15 protein-coding genes and 1 tRNA gene are annotated in these 21,401 nt (G+C 65.8%); 8 read left to right on the forward strand and 8 right to left on the reverse strand.

The genetic code is table 11. The annotated features are described in order from the left end of the window. Positions 1 to 35: 35 nt before the first annotated feature. From rho to argS, 6 genes are all read right to left on the reverse strand, one after another. Positions 36 to 2,174 (reverse strand): transcription termination factor Rho, encoded by a 2,139-nt coding sequence (gene rho, locus P2Q66_RS07175; RefSeq protein ID WP_275726763.1) that lies wholly within the window; start codon positions 2,172 to 2,174, stop codon positions 36 to 38. 292 nt (positions 2,175 to 2,466) lie between these two features. Beyond that, on the reverse strand, positions 2,467 to 3,441 hold the full coding sequence (thrB, locus tag P2Q66_RS07180) for a homoserine kinase (protein WP_079597662.1): 975 nt from the start codon (positions 3,439 to 3,441) through the stop codon (positions 2,467 to 2,469). 2 nt (positions 3,442 to 3,443) lie between these two features. Then, positions 3,444 to 4,550: a threonine synthase gene (gene thrC, locus P2Q66_RS07185; RefSeq protein WP_079597661.1), complete on the reverse strand. Its 1,107-nt coding sequence runs from the start codon at positions 4,548 to 4,550 to the stop codon at positions 3,444 to 3,446. Further along, entirely contained in the window at positions 4,551 to 5,867 is a 1,317-nt protein-coding gene (locus P2Q66_RS07190; RefSeq protein WP_275726767.1) for a homoserine dehydrogenase, read from the reverse strand. Then, positions 5,868 to 7,343 (reverse strand): diaminopimelate decarboxylase, encoded by a 1,476-nt coding sequence (gene lysA, locus P2Q66_RS07195; protein ID WP_275726769.1) that lies wholly within the window; start codon positions 7,341 to 7,343, stop codon positions 5,868 to 5,870. Between the two features lie 5 nt (positions 7,344 to 7,348). Further along, the gene (gene argS, locus P2Q66_RS07200; RefSeq protein WP_275726772.1) at positions 7,349 to 8,998 is read right to left on the reverse strand and encodes an arginine--tRNA ligase; all 1,650 of its coding nucleotides are present in this window, start codon (positions 8,996 to 8,998) and stop codon (positions 7,349 to 7,351) included. Between the two features lie 172 nt (positions 8,999 to 9,170). On the opposite strand from argS, the gene P2Q66_RS07205 reads away from it, so the two are divergent. From P2Q66_RS07205 to P2Q66_RS07220, 4 genes are all read left to right on the forward strand, one after another. Then, positions 9,171 to 9,647, forward strand: coding sequence for an FMN-binding protein (locus P2Q66_RS07205; RefSeq protein ID WP_115525458.1), 477 nt, complete (start codon positions 9,171 to 9,173; stop codon positions 9,645 to 9,647). A 3-nt stretch (positions 9,648 to 9,650) separates the two neighbouring features. After that, positions 9,651 to 10,523, forward strand: a complete 873-nt coding sequence (locus P2Q66_RS07210; RefSeq protein WP_275726773.1) for an FAD:protein FMN transferase — start codon at positions 9,651 to 9,653, stop codon at positions 10,521 to 10,523. Further along, positions 10,520 to 12,064 (forward strand): oxidoreductase, encoded by a 1,545-nt coding sequence (locus P2Q66_RS07215; protein WP_275726775.1) that lies wholly within the window; start codon positions 10,520 to 10,522, stop codon positions 12,062 to 12,064. The genes P2Q66_RS07210 and P2Q66_RS07215 overlap by 4 nt, the downstream gene beginning before the upstream one ends. A gap of 113 nt (positions 12,065 to 12,177) precedes the next feature. Continuing rightward, positions 12,178 to 12,253 (forward strand) — tRNA-Arg (locus tag P2Q66_RS07220). Between the two features lie 101 nt (positions 12,254 to 12,354). Here P2Q66_RS07220 and P2Q66_RS07225 read toward each other — a convergent pair. After that, positions 12,355 to 14,445, reverse strand: a complete 2,091-nt coding sequence (locus P2Q66_RS07225) for an HNH endonuclease signature motif containing protein (RefSeq protein ID WP_275726778.1) — start codon at positions 14,443 to 14,445, stop codon at positions 12,355 to 12,357. A 168-nt stretch (positions 14,446 to 14,613) separates the two neighbouring features. On the opposite strand from P2Q66_RS07225, the gene P2Q66_RS07230 reads away from it, so the two are divergent. Together P2Q66_RS07230 and P2Q66_RS07235 are read left to right on the forward strand one after the other, a co-directional pair. Beyond that, on the forward strand, positions 14,614 to 15,666 hold the full coding sequence (locus P2Q66_RS07230; RefSeq protein ID WP_275726779.1) for a M4 family metallopeptidase: 1,053 nt from the start codon (positions 14,614 to 14,616) through the stop codon (positions 15,664 to 15,666). A 60-nt stretch (positions 15,667 to 15,726) separates the two neighbouring features. Continuing rightward, on the forward strand, positions 15,727 to 16,050 hold the full coding sequence (locus tag P2Q66_RS07235; RefSeq protein ID WP_079597653.1) for a protealysin inhibitor emfourin: 324 nt from the start codon (positions 15,727 to 15,729) through the stop codon (positions 16,048 to 16,050). 66 nt (positions 16,051 to 16,116) lie between these two features. On the opposite strand, the gene P2Q66_RS07240 is transcribed toward P2Q66_RS07235, so the two are convergent. Beyond that, a complete protein-coding gene (locus P2Q66_RS07240) occupies positions 16,117 to 17,085 on the reverse strand; it encodes a helix-turn-helix domain-containing protein (protein ID WP_079597652.1) in 969 nt (322 codons plus the stop codon). Between the two features lie 81 nt (positions 17,086 to 17,166). Here P2Q66_RS07240 and P2Q66_RS07245 point away from each other — a divergent pair, with 81 nt between their 5' ends. After that, complete coding sequence (locus P2Q66_RS07245) at positions 17,167 to 17,334, forward strand: hypothetical protein (RefSeq protein ID WP_275726781.1); 168 nt, start codon at positions 17,167 to 17,169, stop codon at positions 17,332 to 17,334. 69 nt (positions 17,335 to 17,403) lie between these two features. Next, a complete protein-coding gene (hrpA, locus tag P2Q66_RS07250; protein WP_275726784.1) occupies positions 17,404 to 21,378 on the forward strand; it encodes an ATP-dependent RNA helicase HrpA in 3,975 nt (1,324 codons plus the stop codon). Positions 21,379 to 21,401 lie beyond the last annotated feature (23 nt).

Genomic DNA, 21,401 nt, shown 5'->3' on the forward strand with positions numbered 1-21,401 from the left:
CCGCACGAACGCACCGGCGCCCGCCCCGAATTCAGCTACTTGTCGTTATCCGACTTCGCACCAAGCGTCGTCTTCTGGACCTGCATGAGGAACTCGACGTTGCTCTGGGTTTCCCGGATCTTGTTGGTCAGCAGTTCAAGGCTCTGCTGGGTCTCGAGTCCGGAGAGGACGCGTCGCAGCTTCCACATGATCTTGACTTCCTCGGCCGAGAGCAGGTTCTCCTCGCGGCGGGTGCCGGACGCGTTGACGTCCACGGCGGGGAAGATGCGCTTGTCTGCCAGCTGGCGGGACAGACGCAGTTCCATGTTGCCGGTGCCCTTGAACTCTTCGAAAATGACCTCGTCCATCTTGGAACCGGTCTCCACGAGGGCCGTTGCCAGGATGGTGAGCGAGCCGCCGTTTTCGATGTTGCGGGCTGCACCAAAGAAGCGCTTGGGCGGGTAGAGGGCTGCGGAGTCCACACCACCGGACAGGATGCGGCCGGAGGCCGGTGCTGCCAGGTTGTAGGCGCGGCCCAGGCGGGTCATGGAGTCCAGCAGGACCACCACGTCCATGCCCATTTCCACGAGGCGCTTGGCGCGTTCGATGGAAAGTTCGGCCACGGTGGTGTGGTCATCGGCAGGCCGGTCGAAGGTGGAGGCAATGACCTCACCCTTGACGGTGCGCTGCATGTCCGTGACTTCTTCGGGGCGTTCGTCAACCAGAACCATCATGAGGTGGACCTCAGGATTGTTGGTGGTGATGGCGTTCGCGATGGACTGCAGGATGAGCGTCTTGCCGGCCTTGGGCGGGGAGACGATCAGGCCGCGCTGGCCCTTGCCGATGGGAGCCACGAGGTCGATGACGCGGGGGCCGATCTTTTTAGGATCGGTCTCCAGGCGCAGGCGCTCCGACGGGTAGAGCGGAACCAGCTTGGCGAATTCGACGCGGTCCTTGAGATCTTCGGCGGTCTTGCCGTTGACCGAGGTGACGCGGACCAGCGCGTTGAATTTCTGGCGGTTGGACTGCTGGCTGCGGTCTTCGCCGTCGCGGGGGGCACGGATGGCACCTACGACGGCGTCACCCTTGCGCAGGTTGTACTTCTTGACCTGGGCCAGGGAGACGTAGACGTCGTTCGGGCCCGGGAGGTAGCCGGAGGTGCGGATGAAGGCGTAGTTCTCCAGCACGTCCAGGATGCCGGCAACCGGCAGCAGGACGTCGTCTTCGGTGACCTCGACGTCGTCGACGTCGGGTCCCTGCGCACGGCCGCGACGGCGGTCGTTGCGATCGCGGAAGCGGTCGTTGCGGGAACTGTTGTCCCGGTCCTGCCCGCCCGAACGGTCATTGCGGTCGTTCCGGTCGCGGCGGTTGCGGCGGTTCCGGCGGCTGCCGCCGTCCGTATCGTCGCCGTCGCGGGTGTCGTCGCGGCGGTTGCCTTCGCGCTGGCCTGCCTCACGGCTGCCGGCGTTGTCACGCCCGCCGTCGGAGTCGCGGGCTGCGCTGTCCCGGCCACCGCGTGTGCGGCCTTCGCGGCGGTCGGTGCGCTGGCCGGCGTCGACCGTGTCAGCGGCAGGCGCCTCGGAGCGCTGCTCCGTGGAGTGCTGTTCCGTAACGGCCTGTTCGGGTGCGGGCTGTTCGGCGGGGGCCTCAACAGGTGCTTCCTGGACTGTGGCGGCAGCTTCGCCGCGGCGGCGGTTGCGGGTGCGCGGCTGGCGGCGCTCGGCGGCGCCTTCCGTTTCCGTGGCTTCGGCAACGGCAGGAAGTTCCACCTGGGTGGGGGCGGCCGGAGCCTCGGCGGCTTCGCCGGCGGCAGGAGCTACAACGCCGTCGCTGACAGCCCGGCGGCTGCGGCCACGGCCACGTGCACGGGTTGCTTCAGCAGGAGCCTCAGCAGTTTCGGGTGCAGCAGCGGCAGGAGCGGTGACAGCCGGAGCAGCCACGCTCTCGGTAGCCTTTTCCGCCTTCCGGGCCGGAGCCTTGGTGGTGGGGGTGCCGGCGCGATGGGCGGAAATGGCCGAAACCAGGTCTCCCTTGCGCATGCGGGAACCGCCCGAAATCCCCAGCTGGCTGGCAAGAGCCTGCAGCTGGGCGAGCTTCAGGCCGGCCAGGCCGCTGCTCTTGGCGGGTGCTGCCGGTGATTCGGCAGCAGAAGTTGATAGTTCCACAGCTGGCGACAGCTCAGTGGTTTCGGTCACGAAGGATCCTTCCCCCTCGACGGCGTCCAGACTGGGAGCTGGACGCGATGATTTGATCTGGGCTGCAGTTCAGATCTGCAGCCGGATTTCGGCCTTGCCGGTTGGATATCGGCCAGCAGGGCCGGATACTGATTCACCCTCCGCTCCGCCCATGGCGGAACGCCGGACTGACGCTTTAGGGGCAGTTGGATGCTGCAGATTCCTGCGACAGACCAAGCAGGTGGCACCGGAATACATTCGCAGTAGGAGATCAAAGAGCAAGTGAATGCAGGACCAGATCAGATAGGCGGAATTACCGCCGGTGCAAGTCCACCTTAGCACCTTCAACGTCCACTGCCAGCTTCAGAACACGCCAGGCCACATCAGGCGTGTTGGCGGAGGTGAACGCCTCGATGAATGCCAGTGCATCTGAGGCTTCCGCTTCACCGTTGGCCAGGACCAGGACGGTGGGTCCGGCGCCGGAAACCACTGCCGCATGCCCCGCCGTGCGCAGGGCGGCGATCAGCGCTGCGCTCGGCTGCATCGCCTCCGCCCGGTAGCTCTGGTGCAGGTAGTCTTCGGTGCCGGCAAGCAGGAATTCCGGTTTCTGCGTCAACGCGTGGATCAGCAGCGCCGCCCGCCCGGAGTTCATGGCTGCGGCGTGGTGTCCCACCGAGGCCGGGAGCAGAGAACGGGCCGCTTCGGTTGAGAGCTCGAAATCCGGAACAGCCACGATGGGGATGACCGGGTCCGCGACCGTGGCGCTGGTGCTGCTGTACTGGTCACTGTCCTGCCACGACAGCGCCAGTCCGCCGAAAATTGCCGGTGCGACGTTGTCCGGGTGCCCTTCCAGCTCGCTGGTGAGCTGCAGGATCCATTCCTGTCCGCGCTGGTGTTCTGCCGGCACCATCGCGTTAGCGGCCGATACGGCCGCCACCACTGCCGAGGCGGACGAGCCCAGGCCCCGTCCGTGCGGGTTGACGTTGTCAGCCGTCACCTTGAGGCCGGCGTGCCGGAATCCCAGGCGCTCAAAGGCGGCGTCCATGGCCCGGATCACCAGGTGGCTGGCGTCCCGCGGCAAAGTCTCCGCACCTTCGCCACGGAGATCGAACAGGAGCTCGTCCGTGTCCAGGCTTTCCACGGTCAGGGTGTCGTGCATTGCCAGGGCCAGCCCCAGGCTGTCATAGCCGGGGCCAAGGTTGGCCGTGGTGGCCGGAACCCGGACCGTGACCCGCTGGCCGGCCTCGATGAGTTGCAGTCCGACGGTGGCCTGCGAGGTGGTGTCCAAGGTTATTTTTCTTCCAGTCCCAGTTCAGCAGCAACGGTGACAACGTCGTTGGAAACCTTGACCGGCTGCACGTCGCTTCCATCCTCGGTGCGCAGTGCCCACTGGGGGTCCTTAAGGCCGTGGCCGGTGACGGTGATGACGATGGTTTTGCCCGAGGGAACTTCGCCTGCAGCGTGCTTCTTCAGCAGGCCCGCGACGCCGGCGGCAGAGCCGGGCTCCACGAAGACGCCTTCGCGGGAGGACAGCCAGCGGTGTGCGTTGAGGATTTCCTCGTCGGTGACGGCGTCGATCAGCCCGCCGGATTCGTCGCGGGCGCCGATGGCGCCATCCCAGGAGGCGGGGTTGCCGATGCGGATGGCCGTGGCGATGGTGTCAGGTTCGGTGATGGGGTGGCCGGCGACAAAGGGCGCGGCACCCGCTGCCTGGAAGCCCCACATGGCGGGCGTCTTGGTGGAAACCGCGGGAAGCGTGCCGGCCGTCGCGGACTCGAACGGCGCGGAGTACTCCTTGTAGCCCTTCCAGTAAGCGGTGATGTTGCCGGCGTTGCCCACCGGAAGCACGTGGATGTCAGGAGCATCGCCCAGCGCGTCCACGATCTCGAAAGCGCCGGTTTTCTGCCCCTGGATGCGGGCGGGGTTGACGGAGTTCACCAGGAAAACCGGGTAGGACTCCCCCAGCTTCCGGGCGATGTCGAGGCAGTTATCAAAGTTGCCGTCCACCTGCAGGAGGGTGGCGCCGTGCGCGATGGCCTGGCTGAGCTTGCCCATGGAGATCTTGCCTTCGGGAACCAGGACGGCGCACTTCAGGCCGGCCGCGGTGGCGTAGGCAGCAGCGGAGGCGGAGGTGTTGCCGGTGGAGGCGCAGACAACGGCCTTGGCACCGGACTCGACGGCGGCCGTCATGGCCATGGTCATGCCGCGGTCCTTGAAGGAGCCGGTAGGGTTCATGCCCTCCACCTTGAGGTAAACCTCGGAACCGGTGAGTTCCGAGAGCTTCTGCGCGTGCACCAGCGGGGTGCCGCCCTCGCCCAGGGTGATGACCCGGGTGGATTCCGTCACGGGCAAACGGTCAGCGTATTCGCGGATAACGCCGCGCCATTGGTGAGCCACTTAGACTCCTTCTACCCGCAGAACGGATGTAACTGAATTGATGACGTCCAGGCCCTTCACGGCCTCAACGGTGGCCGCGAGGGCAGCCTCTGACGCGCGGTGGGTAACGATCCGCAGTTCCGCGGATTCCACGTTGGACTCCGCGTCGCGGTGGATGGTCTGCCGCATGATTTCGATGGAGACGCCGTGCTCGGCGAACAGCTGGGCGATCCTTGCCAGCACCCCCGGCTGGTCGGCAACATCCAGGCCGATGTAGTAGCTGGTGACGGCAGCGTCGATGGGCAGCGCCGGAACATGCCCGGTGGTGGTCTCGGTGCGCTGCGGTCCGCCGAGGACCAGGCGCCGCGCCGCGGAGACGAGGTCGCCTAACACCGCGGACGCGGTGGGGGTACCGCCTGCACCTTGGCCATAGAACATCAGCTCGCCCGCATTCTCGGCCTCGATGAAGACGGCGTTGAACGCGCCGCGGACGGCGGCCAGGGGGTGTTCGCGGGGCAGGAGCGTGGGGTGGACACGGACGGACACGCCCTGGTTGCCGTCGGCATCCGTGAGCTTCTCGGCGATTGCCAGGAGCTTGATGACGAAGCCGGCGTCCTTGGCCGCGGCGATGTCCGCCGCGCTGACCTTGGTGATGCCTTCGCAGTGGACGTTTTCCAGGGCGAACCGGGTGTGGAAGGACAGCGTGGCCAGGATGGCGGCCTTGGCCGCGGCGTCGTGGCCTTCGACGTCGGCCGTGGGGTCCGCTTCCGCGTAGCCGAGGCGCTGGGCTTCTGCCAGCGCGTCGGCGAACTGGGCGCCGGTGGAATCCATCTGGTCCAGGATGAAGTTGGTGGTGCCGTTGACGATACCCAGCACGCGGGTGATCCGGTCTCCGGAAAGGCTGTCCCGGATGGGGCGCAGGATGGGGATGGCGCCGGCAACGGCAGCTTCGTAGGAGAGCTGCACGCCGGCCTTGTCGGCTTCCTCGTAGAGGGTGGGGCCGTCCTGGGCCAGCAGGGCCTTGTTGCCGGTGACCACGCAGGCGCCGTTGCTCAGCGCGGAGAGGATGAGCGTGCGGGCAGGCTCGATGCCGCCCATCAGCTCGATCACCAGATCGGCGTCCTTGACCAGGGTCTCGGCGTCGGTGGTGAACAGGTCCTGCGGCAGCTCAACGTCCCGCTTGGAATTCACGTTGCGCACGGCGATGCCGCTGAGCTGGAGGCGGGCTCCGGTGCGGGCGGCCAGGGCGTCGGCGTCCTCAATGAGAATCCGCGCAACCTGGGCCCCAACGTTGCCACAGCCCAGCAGGGCCACTTTCAGGGTTCGCAATTCAGTCATTCAGACTCCCATGTCGCGGTTCAGCAGATCTTCTTCGGTTTCCCCGCGGACAATCAGCCGGGCAGATCCGTCGCGCACCGCGACAACGCCCGGCCGGGCCAGATAGTTGTAGTTGCTCGAGAGGGCCCAGCAGTAGGCGCCGGTCCCCGGTACAGCAAGCAGATCACCGGCTGCCACGTCCTCGGGCAGATATACATCTCTAACAACTATGTCGCCGCTCTCGCAATGTTTGCCCACCACGCGGGACAGCTGCGGGGCCGCGGCCGACGTGCGGGACGCCAGAATTGCCGAGTAATCCGCGTCGTAGAGCACCGGGCGGGCGTTGTCGCTCATCCCGCCGTCCACTGAAACATAGCGGCGCGGATACGTAACGTTGTTACCGTCCTCACGTCCGCCGGAAGCGGCCGGCGCGTCGACGCGCACGGTCTTCAGCGTGCCCACCTCATACAGCGTGAAGGTGGTGCTGCCCACGATGGCGCGTCCGGGTTCAATGGAGATCCGCGGCGACTCAATGCCCAGCTCAGCGCAGGTTGAACGCACGACGGCGGCCATCGCCGTCGCGATGTCAGCGGCGGGGCGGGGGGTGTCCACCGGGGTGTAGGCGATCCCGTAGCCGCCGCCGAGGTCGAGCTCCGGCATCACGATGGAGTACTTTTCCTGCATCGCAGCGAGGAAACGGAGCAGCTTCTCCGCAGCCAGCGCAAAGCCGTCCGGTTCAAAGATCTGGGAGCCGATGTGGCAGTGCAGGCCCAGGAGGTCGATGCCGGGATGCGCCGATGCCGCCGCCACCGCTTCTTCGGCCGCCGACAGGCCGGCCTGTTCGGTGGTGTCGGCCGCCATGGAGAGTCCGAATTTCTGGTCCTCGTGGGCGGTGGCGATGAATTCGTGGGTGTGGGCGTGGACGCCCGGGGTGAGGCGCAGCATGACCTTGGCCTGCTCACCGCGGGACTGGGCGATGTCTCCCACCCGGACGAGCTCGGACAGGCTGTCCACGACGATCCGGCCCAGGCCCATGTCGAGCGCACGGTTGAGTTCGGCGTCGGACTTGTTGTTTCCGTGCAGCGCCACCCGCTCCCCCGCGATCCCGGCGCGGGCGGCAACAGCCAGCTCGCCGCCGGAGGCGGTGTCCAGGCAGAGCCCTTCCTCCTCCACCCACTTCACCACGGCACTGCACAGGAAGGATTTTCCGGCGTAGTAGACATCCACGCCGCCGCAGATGTCAGCGAAGGCAGCGTCGAAGGAATCCTTGAAGGCGCGCGCCCGGGCGCGGAAGTCGGCCTCGTCCATGACGAACAGGGGCGTGCCGAACTGCTGCTTCAGCTCGGATACTGACCGCCCGCCGACAGTGAGTTCGCCGAGGTCGTTGCGCTGCACGCTTCCTGCCCACATCGGCTCCTGCAGGGCATTCAGGTCAGCAGGAACTGCCAGCCACTCCGGCGCCAGCGGGGATGCGGTGTTTCCGGTCTGCACAGACATTGCCGTCACATCCGTTCCGGCGCCGAAACGCCAAGCAGGTCGAGGCCATTGGCGAGTACCTGGCTGGTGGCATCGTTGAGCCACAGCCGGGTGCGGTTGACGTCGGTCACCTCTTCATCGCCCATGGGCGCGATGCGGCAGGCGTCATACCAGCGGTGGTAGGCGCCGGCGATGACTTCGAGGTGGCGGGCCACGCGGTGCGGTTCGCGCAGCTCCGCAGCCTTGGCGACGATCGAGGGGTAGCTGCCCAGGTGGGAGAGCAGCTCGTTCTCCGTGGCGTGGTCCAGCTGGGACGCGTCGAAGGCAGAACGGTCCACTCCGGCGGCCACGGCGTTGCGGGCTGCACCGCGCGAACGGGCATGGGCGTACTGCACATAGAACACCGGGTTCTCGTTGCTGTGCTTCTTCAGCAGCTCCGGATCAAGGGTGAGCGGCGAGTCGGCCGGGAACCGGGCCAGGGAGTAGCGGACGGCGTCCTTGCCCAGCCAGTCGATCAGGTCCTTGAGCTCAATGATGTTTCCGGCGCGCTTGGACAGTTTGGCACCGTTGACGGACACCAGCTGGCCGATCAGCACTTCAATGTTCTTCTCGGGATCGTCCCCGGCACAGGCGGCAATGGCCTTCAACCGGTTGATGTAGCCGTGGTGGTCGGCGCCAAGCAGGTAGATCTTCTCGGTGAAACCGCGGTCCTTCTTGGACAGGTAGTAGGCGGCGTCCGCGGCGAAATAGGTGGGCTCGCCGTTGGCGCGGATCATCACGCGGTCCTTATCGTCCCCAAAGTCCGTGGTCCGCAGCCAGACGGCGCCGCCGTCGTCGAACACGTGGCCCTGCTCGCGAAGGCGGGCAACGGCACTTTCGATCGCGCCGGCGTCGTGCAGTTCCTGCTCGGAGAAGAAGACGTCGAACTCGACGCCGAAGTCCGCAAGCGTGGCCTTGATGTCCTTCATCTGCGCCTTGTAGGCGGCAGAGCGGATCACCGGGAGCGCGGCAACTTCGGTGAGTTCGCGGATGTCCGGGTGCTCGGTGAGGACTTCGTGGCCCAGGTCCGCGATGTACTGGCCCGGGTAGCCACCCTCCGGTACCGGGCGGCCGTGCAGGCGGGAGTAGACAGAGTTGGCGAAGACGTTCATCTGGGAGCCGGCGTCGTTGATGTAGTACTCAGCAGTGACATCTGCCCCGGAGGCGCGCAGCACGCGGGCAATGGAGTCGCCGAGTGCGGCCCAGCGGGTGTGCCCGATGTGGAGGGGCCCGGTGGGGTTCGCGGAGACGAATTCCATGTTCACGGTGTGGCCGGCGAGCGCGGAGTTGGTTCCGTACTGGGTGCCAGCTTCGACGATCATCCGGGCGAGGGCACCGGCGGCGGCGGCGTCAACGGTGATGTTGAGGAAGCCGGGTCCGGCGATTTCCACCCCGGCAACGCCGTCGATGGCCTTCAGGCGCGTGCTCAGGACGGTTGCGAATTCGCGCGGGTTGGTGCCCGCCTGCTTGGCCAGCTGCAGCGCGATATTCGTGGCCCAGTCGCCGTGGTCCCGGTTCTTGGGCCGCTCCACGCGTACCTCATCAGGCAGAGCTGATGCTGAAAGGGCAATGTCACCGGTGGCGACGGCGTCTTTCAGGCTGGCGGATATGGCGAGGGAGAGTTCTTCGGGAGTCACCCCTCTAGACTACCGGGGGCCGCTGACAGCAAAGAATTGGGGCTGGTCCGGCGACCTGGGCATTCCACAGGGAATCCACAAGCCGGCTACAAGTTGAACCAATACGCTGGTTTCAGCGTTGACTCCAGCGTAAGCACCGTCCCGAACACTTAACCGAAATGAGAGCCTTTTTATGAGACCGTCAGTCCGCAAGAGTGTTTACGCCGGCATCGCCGGCCTGTCCCTCGCCGGAACCGTGGCCGGCTGCGCGCCGTCCGCTACTGAAAGCGTCCCCGTGTCCACCGGTGGCGCCACGTCGGAAACGGCGGCCGCCACGCCGTCGGCGGCCGCATCTTCCCTGGCCGGCAGCGGCTCCAGCTACAAGGACGGAACCTACAGCGCCGACGGGAACTATGTTTCCCCCAACGGAACCGAAACGGTGGGAGTGCAGCTGACTCTTGCTTCGGGCACTGTGACGGACGTCCAGATCACCCAGCACCCCTCCAACCCCAACACCCGCAAGTTCCAGGGCGAGTTTGCCGGCGGTATCGCCTCCCAGGTGGTGGGCAAGAGCATTGACGAGCTCAAGGTCTCCAAGGTTGCCGGTTCATCCCTTACCAGCGGAGGCTTCAACCAGGCAGTGGAACAGATCAAGTCGGAGGCGCAGTAGGCGGTGCCGGGCGGGAACTGGCAGGACTTCGTGTTCGACGGGATTGGCACGCGTTGGGAAATCTCAACACCGCTCCCGCTCGGACCGTCCCTGCGGGCACGCCTCCTGGCCAGGGTGGAAAAGTTCGACGCCGACTGGTCCCGTTTCCGGAGCGATTCCTTAGTGACCGCGATGGCCCGGGAACCTGGCCGCTATGACTTCCCTGCGGAAGCGGACCAGCTCGGAGAGCTCTACCGGACGCTGTACCGGCTATCCGGCGGTGCGATGACGCCGCTGATCGGAGCCAGCCTGGAACGCCTTGGCTACGACGCGGGCTATTCGCTTCGGCCTGCCGGTAGCGCCTTGCCGGCGCCGGCCTGGGACGCCGTCCTGGACTGGACCGGGACTGCCATCACGGCCCACGCTCCCGTTGTGCTGGACATTGGTGCTGCCGGCAAGGGCTTGCTGGTGGACCTGCTCGCTGCTGAATTGGCGGCTGACGGCGTCGACTCCTATGTCATCGACGCAAGCGGGGACCTCCTGGCGCACGGCGTGGGGGCGATGCAGGTGGGTTTGGAACACCCGTACAACCCTGAGCAGGCGATCGGGATTGTCCAACTCGACGGCCGCTCGCTGTGCGCTTCGGCGGCAAACCGCCGTGCCTGGGGCGACGGACTGCACCACGTGCTGGACGGAATGACCGGACAGCCCGTCCGGACCGCCGTCGCCACCTGGGCAATGGCGGACACTGCCGTACTGGCCGACGCGCTGGCAACGGCGCTCTTCTTCGTACCCGGGTCAGAGCTCCAGGAGACGTTCCCGTTCTCGTGGCTGACGGTGTTTTCCGATGGAAGTGCCGCCTATTCGGAAGAATTTGAAGGGACACTGTTCACATGAGCCCTGTTGAAACGCCGAAGACCGGTCCGGCTCCCTCCGTCGCAGGCCGCCTGGACACCATGCTTGGCCGGTTCACGATGTACCGGCTCATCCTGCTGGTCCTCGCAGCCCTGGCCGCCTACAGCCTGCTGTTGGATGTCCTCGGCTGGCTGACCTTCGGGATACCCGAGATGCTGGCCCACCTGGCGCTCTGCCTTGGTCTGACATACGCCTCCAACCGTGTACTGGCGGCGCTTTTCCGGGTGCGTCCGCATTCGGAGTCCTCACTGATCACCGGGCTGCTGCTCTATTTCCTGTTCTGGCCCTCGTTCCAGGCTCTGGACGTGGCCGGTGTGGCGCTGGCGTGTGTGCTGGCGTCGGCGTCGAAATATGCGCTTTCCTGGCGCGGCCGGCACATCTTCAATCCTGCCGCCGCCGGGGCCTTTGTTGCCGGACTTACGGGACTGAACATCGCCACGTGGTGGGCGGCCACCCCGGCAATGCTGTGCCTGCTGGTTCCGGGCGTGCTCCTGGTCCTGTACCGGACCCGGAAATTCCTGATGGCCACGGTATTTACCCTTGTTGCCACATCCATCATCACCGTGGAGCTTCTCCGCGCGGGGATGACGGCGGGCATGGGCATTTACCAGGCGCTGGCCCAGCGGCCGCTGCTCTTCTTTGTAGGTTTTATGCTCACGGAGCCCCTGACATTGCCGCCGCGCCGGTGGCAGCAACTGGCACTGGCAGCCGTGGTGGGTGTGGTGTTTGCGGTGCCCTACAACCTGGGTTTTATTGCCAACTCGCCCGAGGCAGCCCTGCTGCTGGGCAATCTTCTGGCTTTCCTGGTGGGCCAGCGCGGGGGCGTGAAGCTGCGGTTTGCAGGCAGCCGCCAACTGACCCCCAGCACCACCGAGTTCTCGTTCGAGCCGGCCAGGGCCGTGCGGTTCCTTCCGGGCCAGTACATGGAGCTGGACCTGCCGCACGCGAAGTCTGACGGGAAAGGACGACGCCGGGTGTTCAGCCTGACTGGTTCGCCTACGGAACGCCTCGTGAAGTTTGGTGTGCGGACCGCCGAGCCGCTGTCCGCCGCTAAAAAAGTCCTCCTCGCCCTGAAGCCTGGCGACGAGCTGGCCGCCACGTCCGTGGGCGGCGATTTCATCCTGCCCGGCGACCCCAACAAGCCTGTCCTGCTCATCGCGGCCGGAATCGGGATCACTCCCTTCCTTTCCCATCTGGCGTCCGGCCAGTTGCGGGAGCGCGACGCTGTAATGCTTCTTTTGGCCAGGAGCGCCGACGAGGTGGCCTACGCGGACGAACTAAGGGCCTCCGGCGTCCGGGTCCTGGTTCATCTCGCGGACGGTTCAGAGCCACCGGCTGGAATGGCCGCCGTTTCGGGACATGGCGCACGACTGGACGGGGAGACGTTGGCTCAGCTTGTGCCGGACATCGCCGCCCGGGACGTTTATGTTTCCGGTTCGCCTGCCAGTGTGGCTTCGCTTCGCCGTGCGGCGCGGAAAGCGGGGGCCCGGCGGGTGCATGTGGACTCTTTTTCCGGCTACTGATTGCCGCCATATATTGGCTGCCGGACGGACGGGAGCGGGTCGATTTTCCCTTGCAGGCCACCTTACTGCTAAGCTCTAGGACGTCCCGCCAGCAACGGCAGGAACCCCGGATTGCCCTCGTAGCTCAGGGGATAGAGCGTCTGCCTCCGGAGCAGAAGGTCGTAGGTTCGAATCCTATCGAGGGCACCACGTAAAGCACCCCGGTCTGTTGACCGGGGTGCTTTCCTTTTGCCCCTGGCTAAACCAACCGTATTGCGTCATCCAGCTGGCTTAGGGCTCAGTTCTGTCCCTTAGGCGTCACACGTCTCGAATGCCAACGAGAGGTGCCAGCCGGGGTCCGGGTCCCGTGGCAGCCAGACGTCCGGAACTCCTGGGTCTTCAGGCACGTCCCGGTCGTCCGGCAGATCAAGCAGCGCCAAGTCTTCAGGCAGCTCAAACCATCCTGGGGGCTGCACATCCTCTGGCAGCTCAAGCCAACCCGGCAAACCCGGGTCTTCAAGCAGCTCCAGATCCTCAAGCACGACCAACTCGTACAAACGGTCCCCGGGCAGCACGTCAGGCTCGGACTGACAGTCAGCCAACCCTGCAGGCCACTGTGGTGGTTCCCAGTCGGGGTGTTCGCTTTGATATGTGCGGCCGGTGGGTGAGGTCCAGCCGGGCGGTTGATCTTTGGTGGCCGGTGATGGTGTCCAGGCGCTGTTGTGCTTGAGCCGGTGGTGTTTGGGGCAGAGCTGTGCCAGGTTGCTGATTCCGGTGGTTCCGCCGTGCTGCCAGGCTGTGAGGTGGTCGGTGTCGTTGTCCAGGCTGTGGTTGTTGCAGCCGGGGAAGGTGCATCTGCCATCCCGAAGGCGGAGTGCCTGTTTCATTGCTTTGGTGAGCCGGTAGCTGGTGCGGCCGATCTCCAAAGGTGCCCCGTCCCGCGGGTCCACCAGGACCCGGTAGAAAGAGGTTGCCCCGTCCGCGACCAGTTCCCGTGCCATCGAGGCCGGGATGGGGCCGTGGCCATCGAGGATGGCGGGTTCGTCGGTGAGGCCGAGCAGCGCGAACACCGGAACAGTGACCAGCACGTCCGTCCGAGGGGCGGGCACTTTTCCGGCGAGGGTGCTGGCCGGTCCTGTGCTGCCGGTATTGTCACTGCCCGGATTTTTGCTGCGCGGATTGTCACTGCCCGGATTGTGGTCGGTGCCGTTGTTGTCCTGGGCGCCGGGGGTGCCGTTCGCGGGAATGTCCTCGTCGGTTGGGTAGTGGTTGCTGTCCGGGACGCCCAGATGCGCGGCTGCTTCGTCCGAGCCGACGAGCGTGGCGAGCCCGATGAAGGCCTCGGGGAGCTGTTCATCAATGCCAGCCTGGTCCTGGTTGCGGGTGTGGGGTTGGCCGCTGCCTGCTGTGTCCGCGCCAGCCAAGGTGGTGCGCGTGAGGAGGCGGTGGGCCAGGACGTCGGCGCGTCGTTGGGGCAGGGTGCGGGTTTCGTGGGGTCCCTGGAGGCCGCGTGCCATGGCGGTGGTGCTGTTCCAGATCGCTGACGCGGAGTCGGCGGGCAGGTACGCGGAGATCCATGCCATCCCGTTGCGGTCCGGGAAGTGCTCCACCCGCCGGTCGGCGACGCTCTTGGCGTGCCGCTTCTCGAGGGATTCGGGGTGGTGCCGCTCCCGCCAGGTGCGCACCTTGTGCCGGAACCGCGACGGCACCAGGTCGCCGGGCGCGGCCCCGCGCGCCGGCTGAGGCGCATTCGGATCGAAGAAATGCGCGACCAGCGCGGCGGCAGCGGCCGGGTCCAGGTCCGCGGTCTCGTCGGCGATGATCCGCGCGTGCAGCCAGGACACCTTCCCGGCAGCCAGCGCATCGATGGCCGGTGGCAGCGCGCACAATTGCCGGGACTGGCGGACGAACGCCCCGGCGGCCCCCGAACCGATGGTCAGGACACCGGCGATCTCCTCCACGACGGACATCTCAACAAAAACCCGCTCCTGCAGGGAAGCAGTGGGCGGGGTCATGGCCTCCTGCAGTTCGAGGGCCTCGGCGGCGTCCCGCGCCTTAATCGCCGCGACCTGCGCTTCCAACCGGGAAACGAGGCCCATACGTTTCAGCCGGAGCTCGTACTGCCGTTCCAGCACATCAACCCCGTCGCCAGCCACAGCGCCTGTAGCACCGCCGCGCAGCGACGCATCCTCAACGAACAGCGCATCAATGGCAGCAACGGAGGCAGAAACGCCCTCCATCACTGCCGATACAACCTCGCCCTGAACCATACAAACATCATCTGCGGAGGCACTGACATTGAGAGCCGACGGAAGTGGCGTCACTGAGGCGCCGCCCGCAGCGGCGGTCGGCGCAGAAACCAGCCCCACCCCGCCTGCCGCCGCGCCCGCTTCGTTTCCCATGCCAACATCCTCTACGGAGGCACTGACATTTTGATCAGTGTGAGAGCCGGCGTCGTACTCAGGCAGCTGACACGTAAGAACGCGGACCGTCCTTATCCGCGCGTGCGCCTGCCACGTATTGTCGGTGCCCCCTCGTAGGCTGAATTCACCAAGTTGAGGGGGTACGCCATGCACGTTCCATTCTGTTCCATCGTCCCGCCCTACCTGCTGAGGCGGCTGGCCCGGCAGGATGCGCCGGAATTCTCTGCTGCCGCGAGGGCTGCCCGGGAAGCCCTGGGCCATGTGGAATCGGTCCACGCGTCGCGAACCCAGGCCATGCCGGATGCTCCTTCGGGTGTCCGCCAGGCCAAGCCCGGCCCGGCCAACCGCACTATCTACGACGCTGGCGGCTCGGAAAACCTGCCCGGAAAGCTGGTGCGCAAGGAGGGAGAAGCGGCCATCGGGGACGCCGCAACGGATGAAGCCTACGACGGGCTGGGGCACACCCACCGCCTTTACGCCGACGTCTTCGGCCGTAACTCCATTGACGGCCGGGGGCTCCGCCTGGACGCCACCGTGCACTTTGGCGCGCTGTACGACAACGCGTTCTGGGACGGAACCCAGATGGTCTTCGGCGACGGTGACGGAGAGGTCTTCGAGCGGTTCACCGCGTCCCTCAGCGTCATCGGCCACGAGCTTGCCCATGGCGTGACGCAGCATTCGGCGGCCCTCGCCTACCGGAACCAGGCAGGGGCCCTGAACGAATCAATGTCCGACGTCTTCGGCGCGCTCGTTGAGCAGTACGTGAAGAACCAGACCACTGCGGAAGCGAGCTGGCTCATCGGCGAAGGGCTTTTTACCGCCGAGGTTGAAGGGGACGCCCTGCGTTCCATGAAGGCTCCGGGAACTGCCTACGACGACGATGTGCTGGGTAAGGATCCGCAGCCGGACTCCATGGACTCCTACGTCCGGACCAGCGCGGATAACGGCGGGGTCCACATCAACTCCGGCATCCCCAACCTCGCCTTCTACCTCGTGGCGAATTCGCTGGGCGGAAACGCCTGGGACGCCCCGGGCCTCATCTGGTACGAAACCCTCACGGGAGGCTCCTTGCCCACAACCGCAACCTTCAGCGTCTTCGCACGGGCCACAGCCTCTGCTGCCGTAGAGCTCTTCGGATCCGACTCGAAAGAGCATGACGCCGTGCGGCAGGCATGGGAAACTGTGAAGGTCAAGCTTTAACGGATGCCTGGTTGCCGGACTTTCAGCCGCCAGGCTGCATGGAAGCCCAGGAACCAGGCCATGAAGATCAGCGTGGAGCGCACCGGCGGCATTGCGGCGATGACGAGAGTGTGGACCGTGGACGCCCGGTCGGAAAACGCCATAAACCAGTGGCAACCGATCGTGGAAGCCTGCCCGTGGGACGCCGTGCCCCGGACTCCCCGGGCGGCGGCCGCGGAGTTCGCCGGCAACCAACCGGACCGGTTCATCTACTCCATCCGCGCCGGCGAGCGCCGGGCAGCACTGCCGGAGCGGGCCGTGACGGGCCCCTGGCGGGTGCTCGTGGACCGCACCCGGGCCGCAGCCCAGGAATCCCGGACGGGGCAAGGCAACAGCAACCTGTAGGGCAGCTCGTTAGAGAGATAGACGGCCCGGCCACGCAAGGGGTGGGCCTAACCAACGCAGGCCCGGCTAACCGACCTCAGCCAACTGGCCGCGGAAGGCCCGGCGGTAGGACTGCGGGCTGGTGTCGAGGACCTTGGCAAAGTGGTGCCGCAGCAGAACCGGATGGCCGAAGCCCGCTTCCCTGGCCACCTCGTCAATGTTCAGGTCAGTGGATTCCAGAAGCTCCTGGGCGCGGAGCACCCGCTGCGAATTCAGCCACGCAGCGGGCGTGGCTCCCGTTTCCGAGCGGAACCGCCTGGCAAATGTCCGGGCGGACATGTGCACCCGGGCAGCCAGTTCATTGACCGTATGCTCACGGTCCAGGTTCTGCACCATCCAGCGCAGCAGTTCCTCCATGGGGGCGGAGCCGCAGGTGGGCATCGGCCGGTCGATGAACTGGGCCTGGCCGCCGTCGCGGTGCGGAGGAACCACCATGTCCCGGGCGATTGCGGCAGCCACCTGCGCGCCCAGTTCCACCCGCACAAGGTGCAGGCAGGCGTCGATGCCCGCAGCGGTTCCTGCCGAAGAAATAATGGTGCCGTCCTGGACATACAGCACGTTCTCATCCACGTGGACGTCCGGATAGGCCGCCGCCAGCTCGTTGGAGTAATGCCAGTGTGTGGTGCAGCGCCGCCCATCGAGCAGACCGGCGCGGGCAAGGGCGAAGACTCCGGAGCAGATGGACATGACCCATGCACCCCTGGCGTGGGCGGCGCGAAGTGCTTCCAGCACGGACTCCGGCATCTCCTGGTCCCGGCCGTAGGGGGCCATGATGACCAGATCCGCATCATTGGTGGCGTCCAGCCCGAGGCTGACGTTCAGGGAAAGCCCGGATTTCATCTGCACATTCCCGGGAACGGGCGTGCACACGCGGAAGTCGAAGGCCGGGACACCGCTCCCCCGGGCGGACCTGTCGATCCCAAAGACCTCACAGGCGGTCCCGAATTCGAAGATCGAGAAGTTGGGGACCACAATCACAGCGACTGTTTTCAGCATGTATCCATTGTGGCAGGAATTATAGCTTTTTGGGCATTTCTGCCACTGTTTAATTCGCTGCGCCAGGAGAAGCATGGAGGCATGGAAATCTTCGCAACCATCATCGTCATCGTGCTCCTCCTCGTGGCTGCCGCCACCATCGCAGCCCTTCTCCGCGACGGGCGAGGGCACACACCTCCCGTCGAGTCGCACCAGGAATGGTCCGCCCTGGACCTTCCCAGCACCAGCTATACCCTCCGCATTTTCTAGGAACGCAAGGAACGCCGCAGGCAGTCGACCCGGGGGTGCCGGCCCCACCGCAGTAGACTGTCTGCAGCCATGACTTTTCATATCTCCTATCCCGCCGAGCTGCCGGTCTCCGAGCGCCGCGAGGACCTGATGGCCGCCATCGCCGCCAACCAGGTGACCATCATCGCCGGCGAGACCGGCTCCGGAAAGACCACCCAGATTCCCAAGATGTGCCTGGAACTTGGCCTGGGCGAAAACGGCCTGATCGGCCATACCCAGCCCCGGCGGCTTGCAGCCCGCACGGTGGCCGAGCGCATCGCCGAGGAACTGGGGGTGGACATCGGCCAGGAGGTGGGCTTCCAGGTCCGTTTCACGGGCGAGGTCAGCCGCGCCACCAAGGTCAAGCTGATGACAGACGGCATCCTGCTGGCCGAGATCCAGCGGGACAAACTGCTGCGCAAATACAACGCCATCATCATCGACGAAGCCCATGAGCGCAGCCTTAACATCGACTTTATCCTCGGCTACCTCAAGCGGATCCTGCCGCAGCGCCCGGACCTGAAGGTGATCATCACCTCTGCCACCATTGATCCTGAGCGTTTTGCCAACCACTTCGGCACGCCGGAGAAGCCTGCACCCATCATTGAAGTGTCGGGCAGGACCTACCCGGTGGAAGTCCGGTACCGCCCGCTCTCGCAGCCAAAGTCGGACGAGGATGATCCCTCCGACGACGAACTCGAGGAGGACCGCGACCCGCTGGATGCAGTCTGCGACGCCGTGGACGAGCTTGCCGCGGAAGCCCCGGGAGACATCCTGGTGTTCTTTTCCGGGGAGCGCGAGATCCGGGACGCGGCGGACGCGCTCCAGGCCCGCATCCAGTCCAACCGCAGGCTGGCCGGCACCGAAGTGCTTCCCCTGTTCGCGCGGCTGAGCTTGCAGGAGCAGCACAAAGTCTTCCACCCGGGCAACAAGCGCCGGATCGTGCTCGCCACCAACGTCGCGGAAACGTCCCTGACCGTGCCCGGGATCAAGTACGTCATTGACACCGGCACAGCCCGCATTTCGCGCTATTCGCACCGCACCAAGGTCCAGCGGCTGCCTATCGAACGGGTTTCCCAGGCGTCGGCCAACCAGCGGTCCGGGCGCTGCGGCCGTGTTTCCGACGGCATTGCCATCCGCCTCTACTCAGAGGAGGACTTCGAATCCCGGCCCCAGTTCACTGACCCGGAAATCCTGCGGACCAACCTCGCCGCCGTCATCCTGCAGATGACCGCCATGGGTGTTGCCCGCGGTCCGAAGGACGTTGAGAACTTCCCCTTTGTTGAGCCGCCGGAGACGCGGGCAATTAACGACGGCGTCACGCTGCTCCGTGAACTCGGCGCCCTGGCTGCCGCCAGGCCGCAGAACGCAGAAAGTGACGGAAGAAGCGGCGGCGGCCTCACCGCCGTCGGGCATAAACTTGCCCAGCTTCCCGTCGACCCGCGGCTGGGCCGGATGATTGTGGAAGCCGGAAAGCGGAACTGCGTCCGGGAAGTCATGATTCTGGCTGCGGCGCTCACCATCCAGGACCCGCGCGAACGGCCCACTGACAAGCAGCAGCTTGCGGCGGAAAAGCACAACCGCTTCAGGGACGAGAATTCGGACTTCACCGGTTACCTGAACCTCTGGAACTATCTGCAGGAGAAGCAGCAGGAGCTGTCCTCGTCGGCGTTCCGGCGCCTGTGCCGCGCCGAATTCATCAACTACCTGCGGGTGCGGGAGTGGCAGGATCTGTTCGCCCAGCTGCGGCAACTGGCCCGCCCGCTGGGCATCAGCCTGGACAACAAGCGCCTCGCCGACCCCGTGGGCAACCACGACGGGATCCACATCAGCCTGCTCTCCGGGCTCCTGAGCCACATCGGCATCCTGGATGAGCGCAAGCGCGAGTACGCCGGAGCCCGCGGCAGCCGGTTCGCTATCTTCCCCGGCTCGGCGCTGTTTAAGAAGTCCCCCACGTTCGTGATGGCCGCCGAGCTGGTGGAAACCAGCCGGCTGTGGGCACGGGTGGCAGCGAAATTCGATCCCGTCTGGGCCGAGCAGGTGGCACCGGACCTGGTGAAGCGGAGCTACAGCGAGCCGCACTGGTCCACCCGCCAGGGTGCGGTGATGGCGTACGAAAAAGTCACCCTCTACGGTGTGCCGATCATTGCGCAGCGCCGCATCAACTACGGCAAGGTGGATCCTGCCGTGGCCCGCGAACTCTTCATCAGGCATGCCCTGGTGGAGGGTGATTGGAAGACCCATCACAAGTTCTTCCACCGCAACCGCGCCCTGCTGAACGAGGTGGAGGAGCTCGAGGCCCGGATGCGGCGCCGCGACCTGCTGGTGGATGACGAGACACTGTTCGAGTTCTACGATGCGCGCATCGGACCGGACGTCGTGTCCGAAAGGCACTTCGACAAGTGGTGGAAGGACGCCCGGAAGCAGAACCCGGACCTCCTGGACTACGACAAGTCGCTTCTCCTGAGCGACGATGCGGACGATCTCGACGAGGCTGCATACCCCAAGACCTGGCTGCACAAGGGTTTCGAGCTGCCACTCAGCTACGAGTTCCATCCGGTGGCTCCCGGTTCACCGCCCAACCCCTCCGACGGCGTCACCGCCGAAGTCCCCGTCCTGTTCCTCAACCAGCTGGACGACGCCCCGTTCCGCTGGCTGATACCCGGCCAGCGCGTGGAACTGGTGACCGCCCTGATCAAGTCGCTGCCCAAGCAGGTCCGGAAGAACTTTGTTCCGGCACCCGACGTGGCGCGCCAGGCCGTAGCCGTCCTTGAGTCCGATTTCGATCCGGCCACCGATGAGCTGGAACCGTCGCTGGAGCTTGCCCTCCGGCGGATCCGCGGAGCCATCATCCCGCCCGGTTCCTGGAACTGGGACGCTGTACCCCCGCACCTGCGCGTCAGCTTCAAGGTGGTGGACAGCAAGGGAAAGGTGCTGGACGAAGGCAAGGACCTTGCAGTGCTGCAGGAGCGGCTTGCCCCCGCCACCCGGCGCGCCATCGCCGAATCGCTGGGCGCCACCCCGGCATCGACGAGCCCCGGCAGCCGGACATCGGATGCCAAGGGGGCCCGCGGGCAGGGCACCGCGAACGACGGCGGCTCCCCCGCAGTGCGGACGTCCGGGCAGGTGCAGGGTGCTTCCGCCGCGGCCGGGTTCAGGGAGCAGGAGGGCCTGACGGAATGGAGCTTCGGAACCATCCAGCGGCAAGTCAGCAGCATGGTCAAGGGCCACACCGTCACCGGATACCCGGCGCTGGTGGACGAGGGTAAGTCCGTATCCCTTCGCGTGTTCCAGACCCCGGAGGAGCAGCTGGACGCGATGCGTGGCGGTGTTATCAGGCTGCTCGCACTGCGGGTTCCCGCTCCGGACCGCTACGTCCTGGAGCACCTGAGCAACACCGAAAAACTGACGTTCAGCCAGAACCCGCACGGCTCGGTGTCCGCACTGATCGCTGACTGCGCGCTGGCGGCGATCGACAAACTCACGCCGGCTGAGCTGCCGTGGGACCGGAAGGCCTTCGACGATCTCTATGAGGTGGTGCGGGCGGAACTGATCGACACGGTCTTCAGCGTGACGGCCGTGGTGGAGCGCATCCTGGCCAGCACCCGCCGCATCGAAAAGCAGCTGAAGGGCACCACCAGCCTGGCGCTGATCAGCGCGCTCAACGATGTGAAGAGCCAACTGGAACAGCTCGTCTACCCCGGCTTTGTAGCACGCACGGGCTATGCCCAGCTCAGCCAGCTGCCGCGGTACCTGACTGCCATCGAGAAAAGGCTTGAACGCCTTCCCGGCAACGTGCAGCGTGATGCGCTGAACATGGCAGTGGTGCAGCGGCTCGAGGACGACTACGACGACGCCGTGTCCGCGCTCCTGCCGGGCAAGCGCGCAGGCCGCGAGTTAACCCAGGTGCGCTGGATGATCGAGGAACTTCGGGTGAGCCTCTTCGCCGTCGAACTTGGCACGGCCTATTCCGTGTCCGAAAAGCGCATCCGGGCGGTGCTAAACAAGGCTTTGGCACCCGCCTAGCAGCACGGGACAGCACAGGACAG

Origin of the sequence: Arthrobacter sp. Cr_A7, assembly GCF_029222765.1 — a bacterium.
Lineage (GTDB): Bacteria > Actinomycetota > Actinomycetes > Actinomycetales > Micrococcaceae > Arthrobacter.

What these genes read in the sequence shown, in the direction of transcription:
- P2Q66_RS07190 (WP_275726767.1), bottom strand. Translation starts at nt 5,867, where the DNA reads ATGACTGAATTGCGAACCCTGAAAGTGGCCCTGCTGGGCTGTGGCAAC.
- lysA (WP_275726769.1), bottom strand. Translation starts at nt 7,343, where the DNA reads ATGTCTGTGCAGACCGGAAACACCGCATCCCCGCTGGCGCCGGAGTGG.
- P2Q66_RS07205 (WP_115525458.1), top strand. Translation starts at nt 9,171, where the DNA reads ATGAGACCGTCAGTCCGCAAGAGTGTTTACGCCGGCATCGCCGGCCTG.
- P2Q66_RS07215 (WP_275726775.1), top strand. Translation starts at nt 10,520, where the DNA reads ATGAGCCCTGTTGAAACGCCGAAGACCGGTCCGGCTCCCTCCGTCGCA.
- P2Q66_RS07225 (WP_275726778.1), bottom strand. Translation starts at nt 14,445, where the DNA reads ATGGGAAACGAAGCGGGCGCGGCGGCAGGCGGGGTGGGGCTGGTTTCT.
- P2Q66_RS07230 (WP_275726779.1), top strand. Translation starts at nt 14,614, where the DNA reads ATGCACGTTCCATTCTGTTCCATCGTCCCGCCCTACCTGCTGAGGCGG.
- P2Q66_RS07235 (WP_079597653.1), top strand. Translation starts at nt 15,727, where the DNA reads ATGAAGATCAGCGTGGAGCGCACCGGCGGCATTGCGGCGATGACGAGA.
- P2Q66_RS07240 (WP_079597652.1), bottom strand. Translation starts at nt 17,085, where the DNA reads ATGCTGAAAACAGTCGCTGTGATTGTGGTCCCCAACTTCTCGATCTTC.
- P2Q66_RS07245 (WP_275726781.1), top strand. Translation starts at nt 17,167, where the DNA reads ATGGAAATCTTCGCAACCATCATCGTCATCGTGCTCCTCCTCGTGGCT.
- hrpA (WP_275726784.1), top strand. Translation starts at nt 17,404, where the DNA reads ATGACTTTTCATATCTCCTATCCCGCCGAGCTGCCGGTCTCCGAGCGC.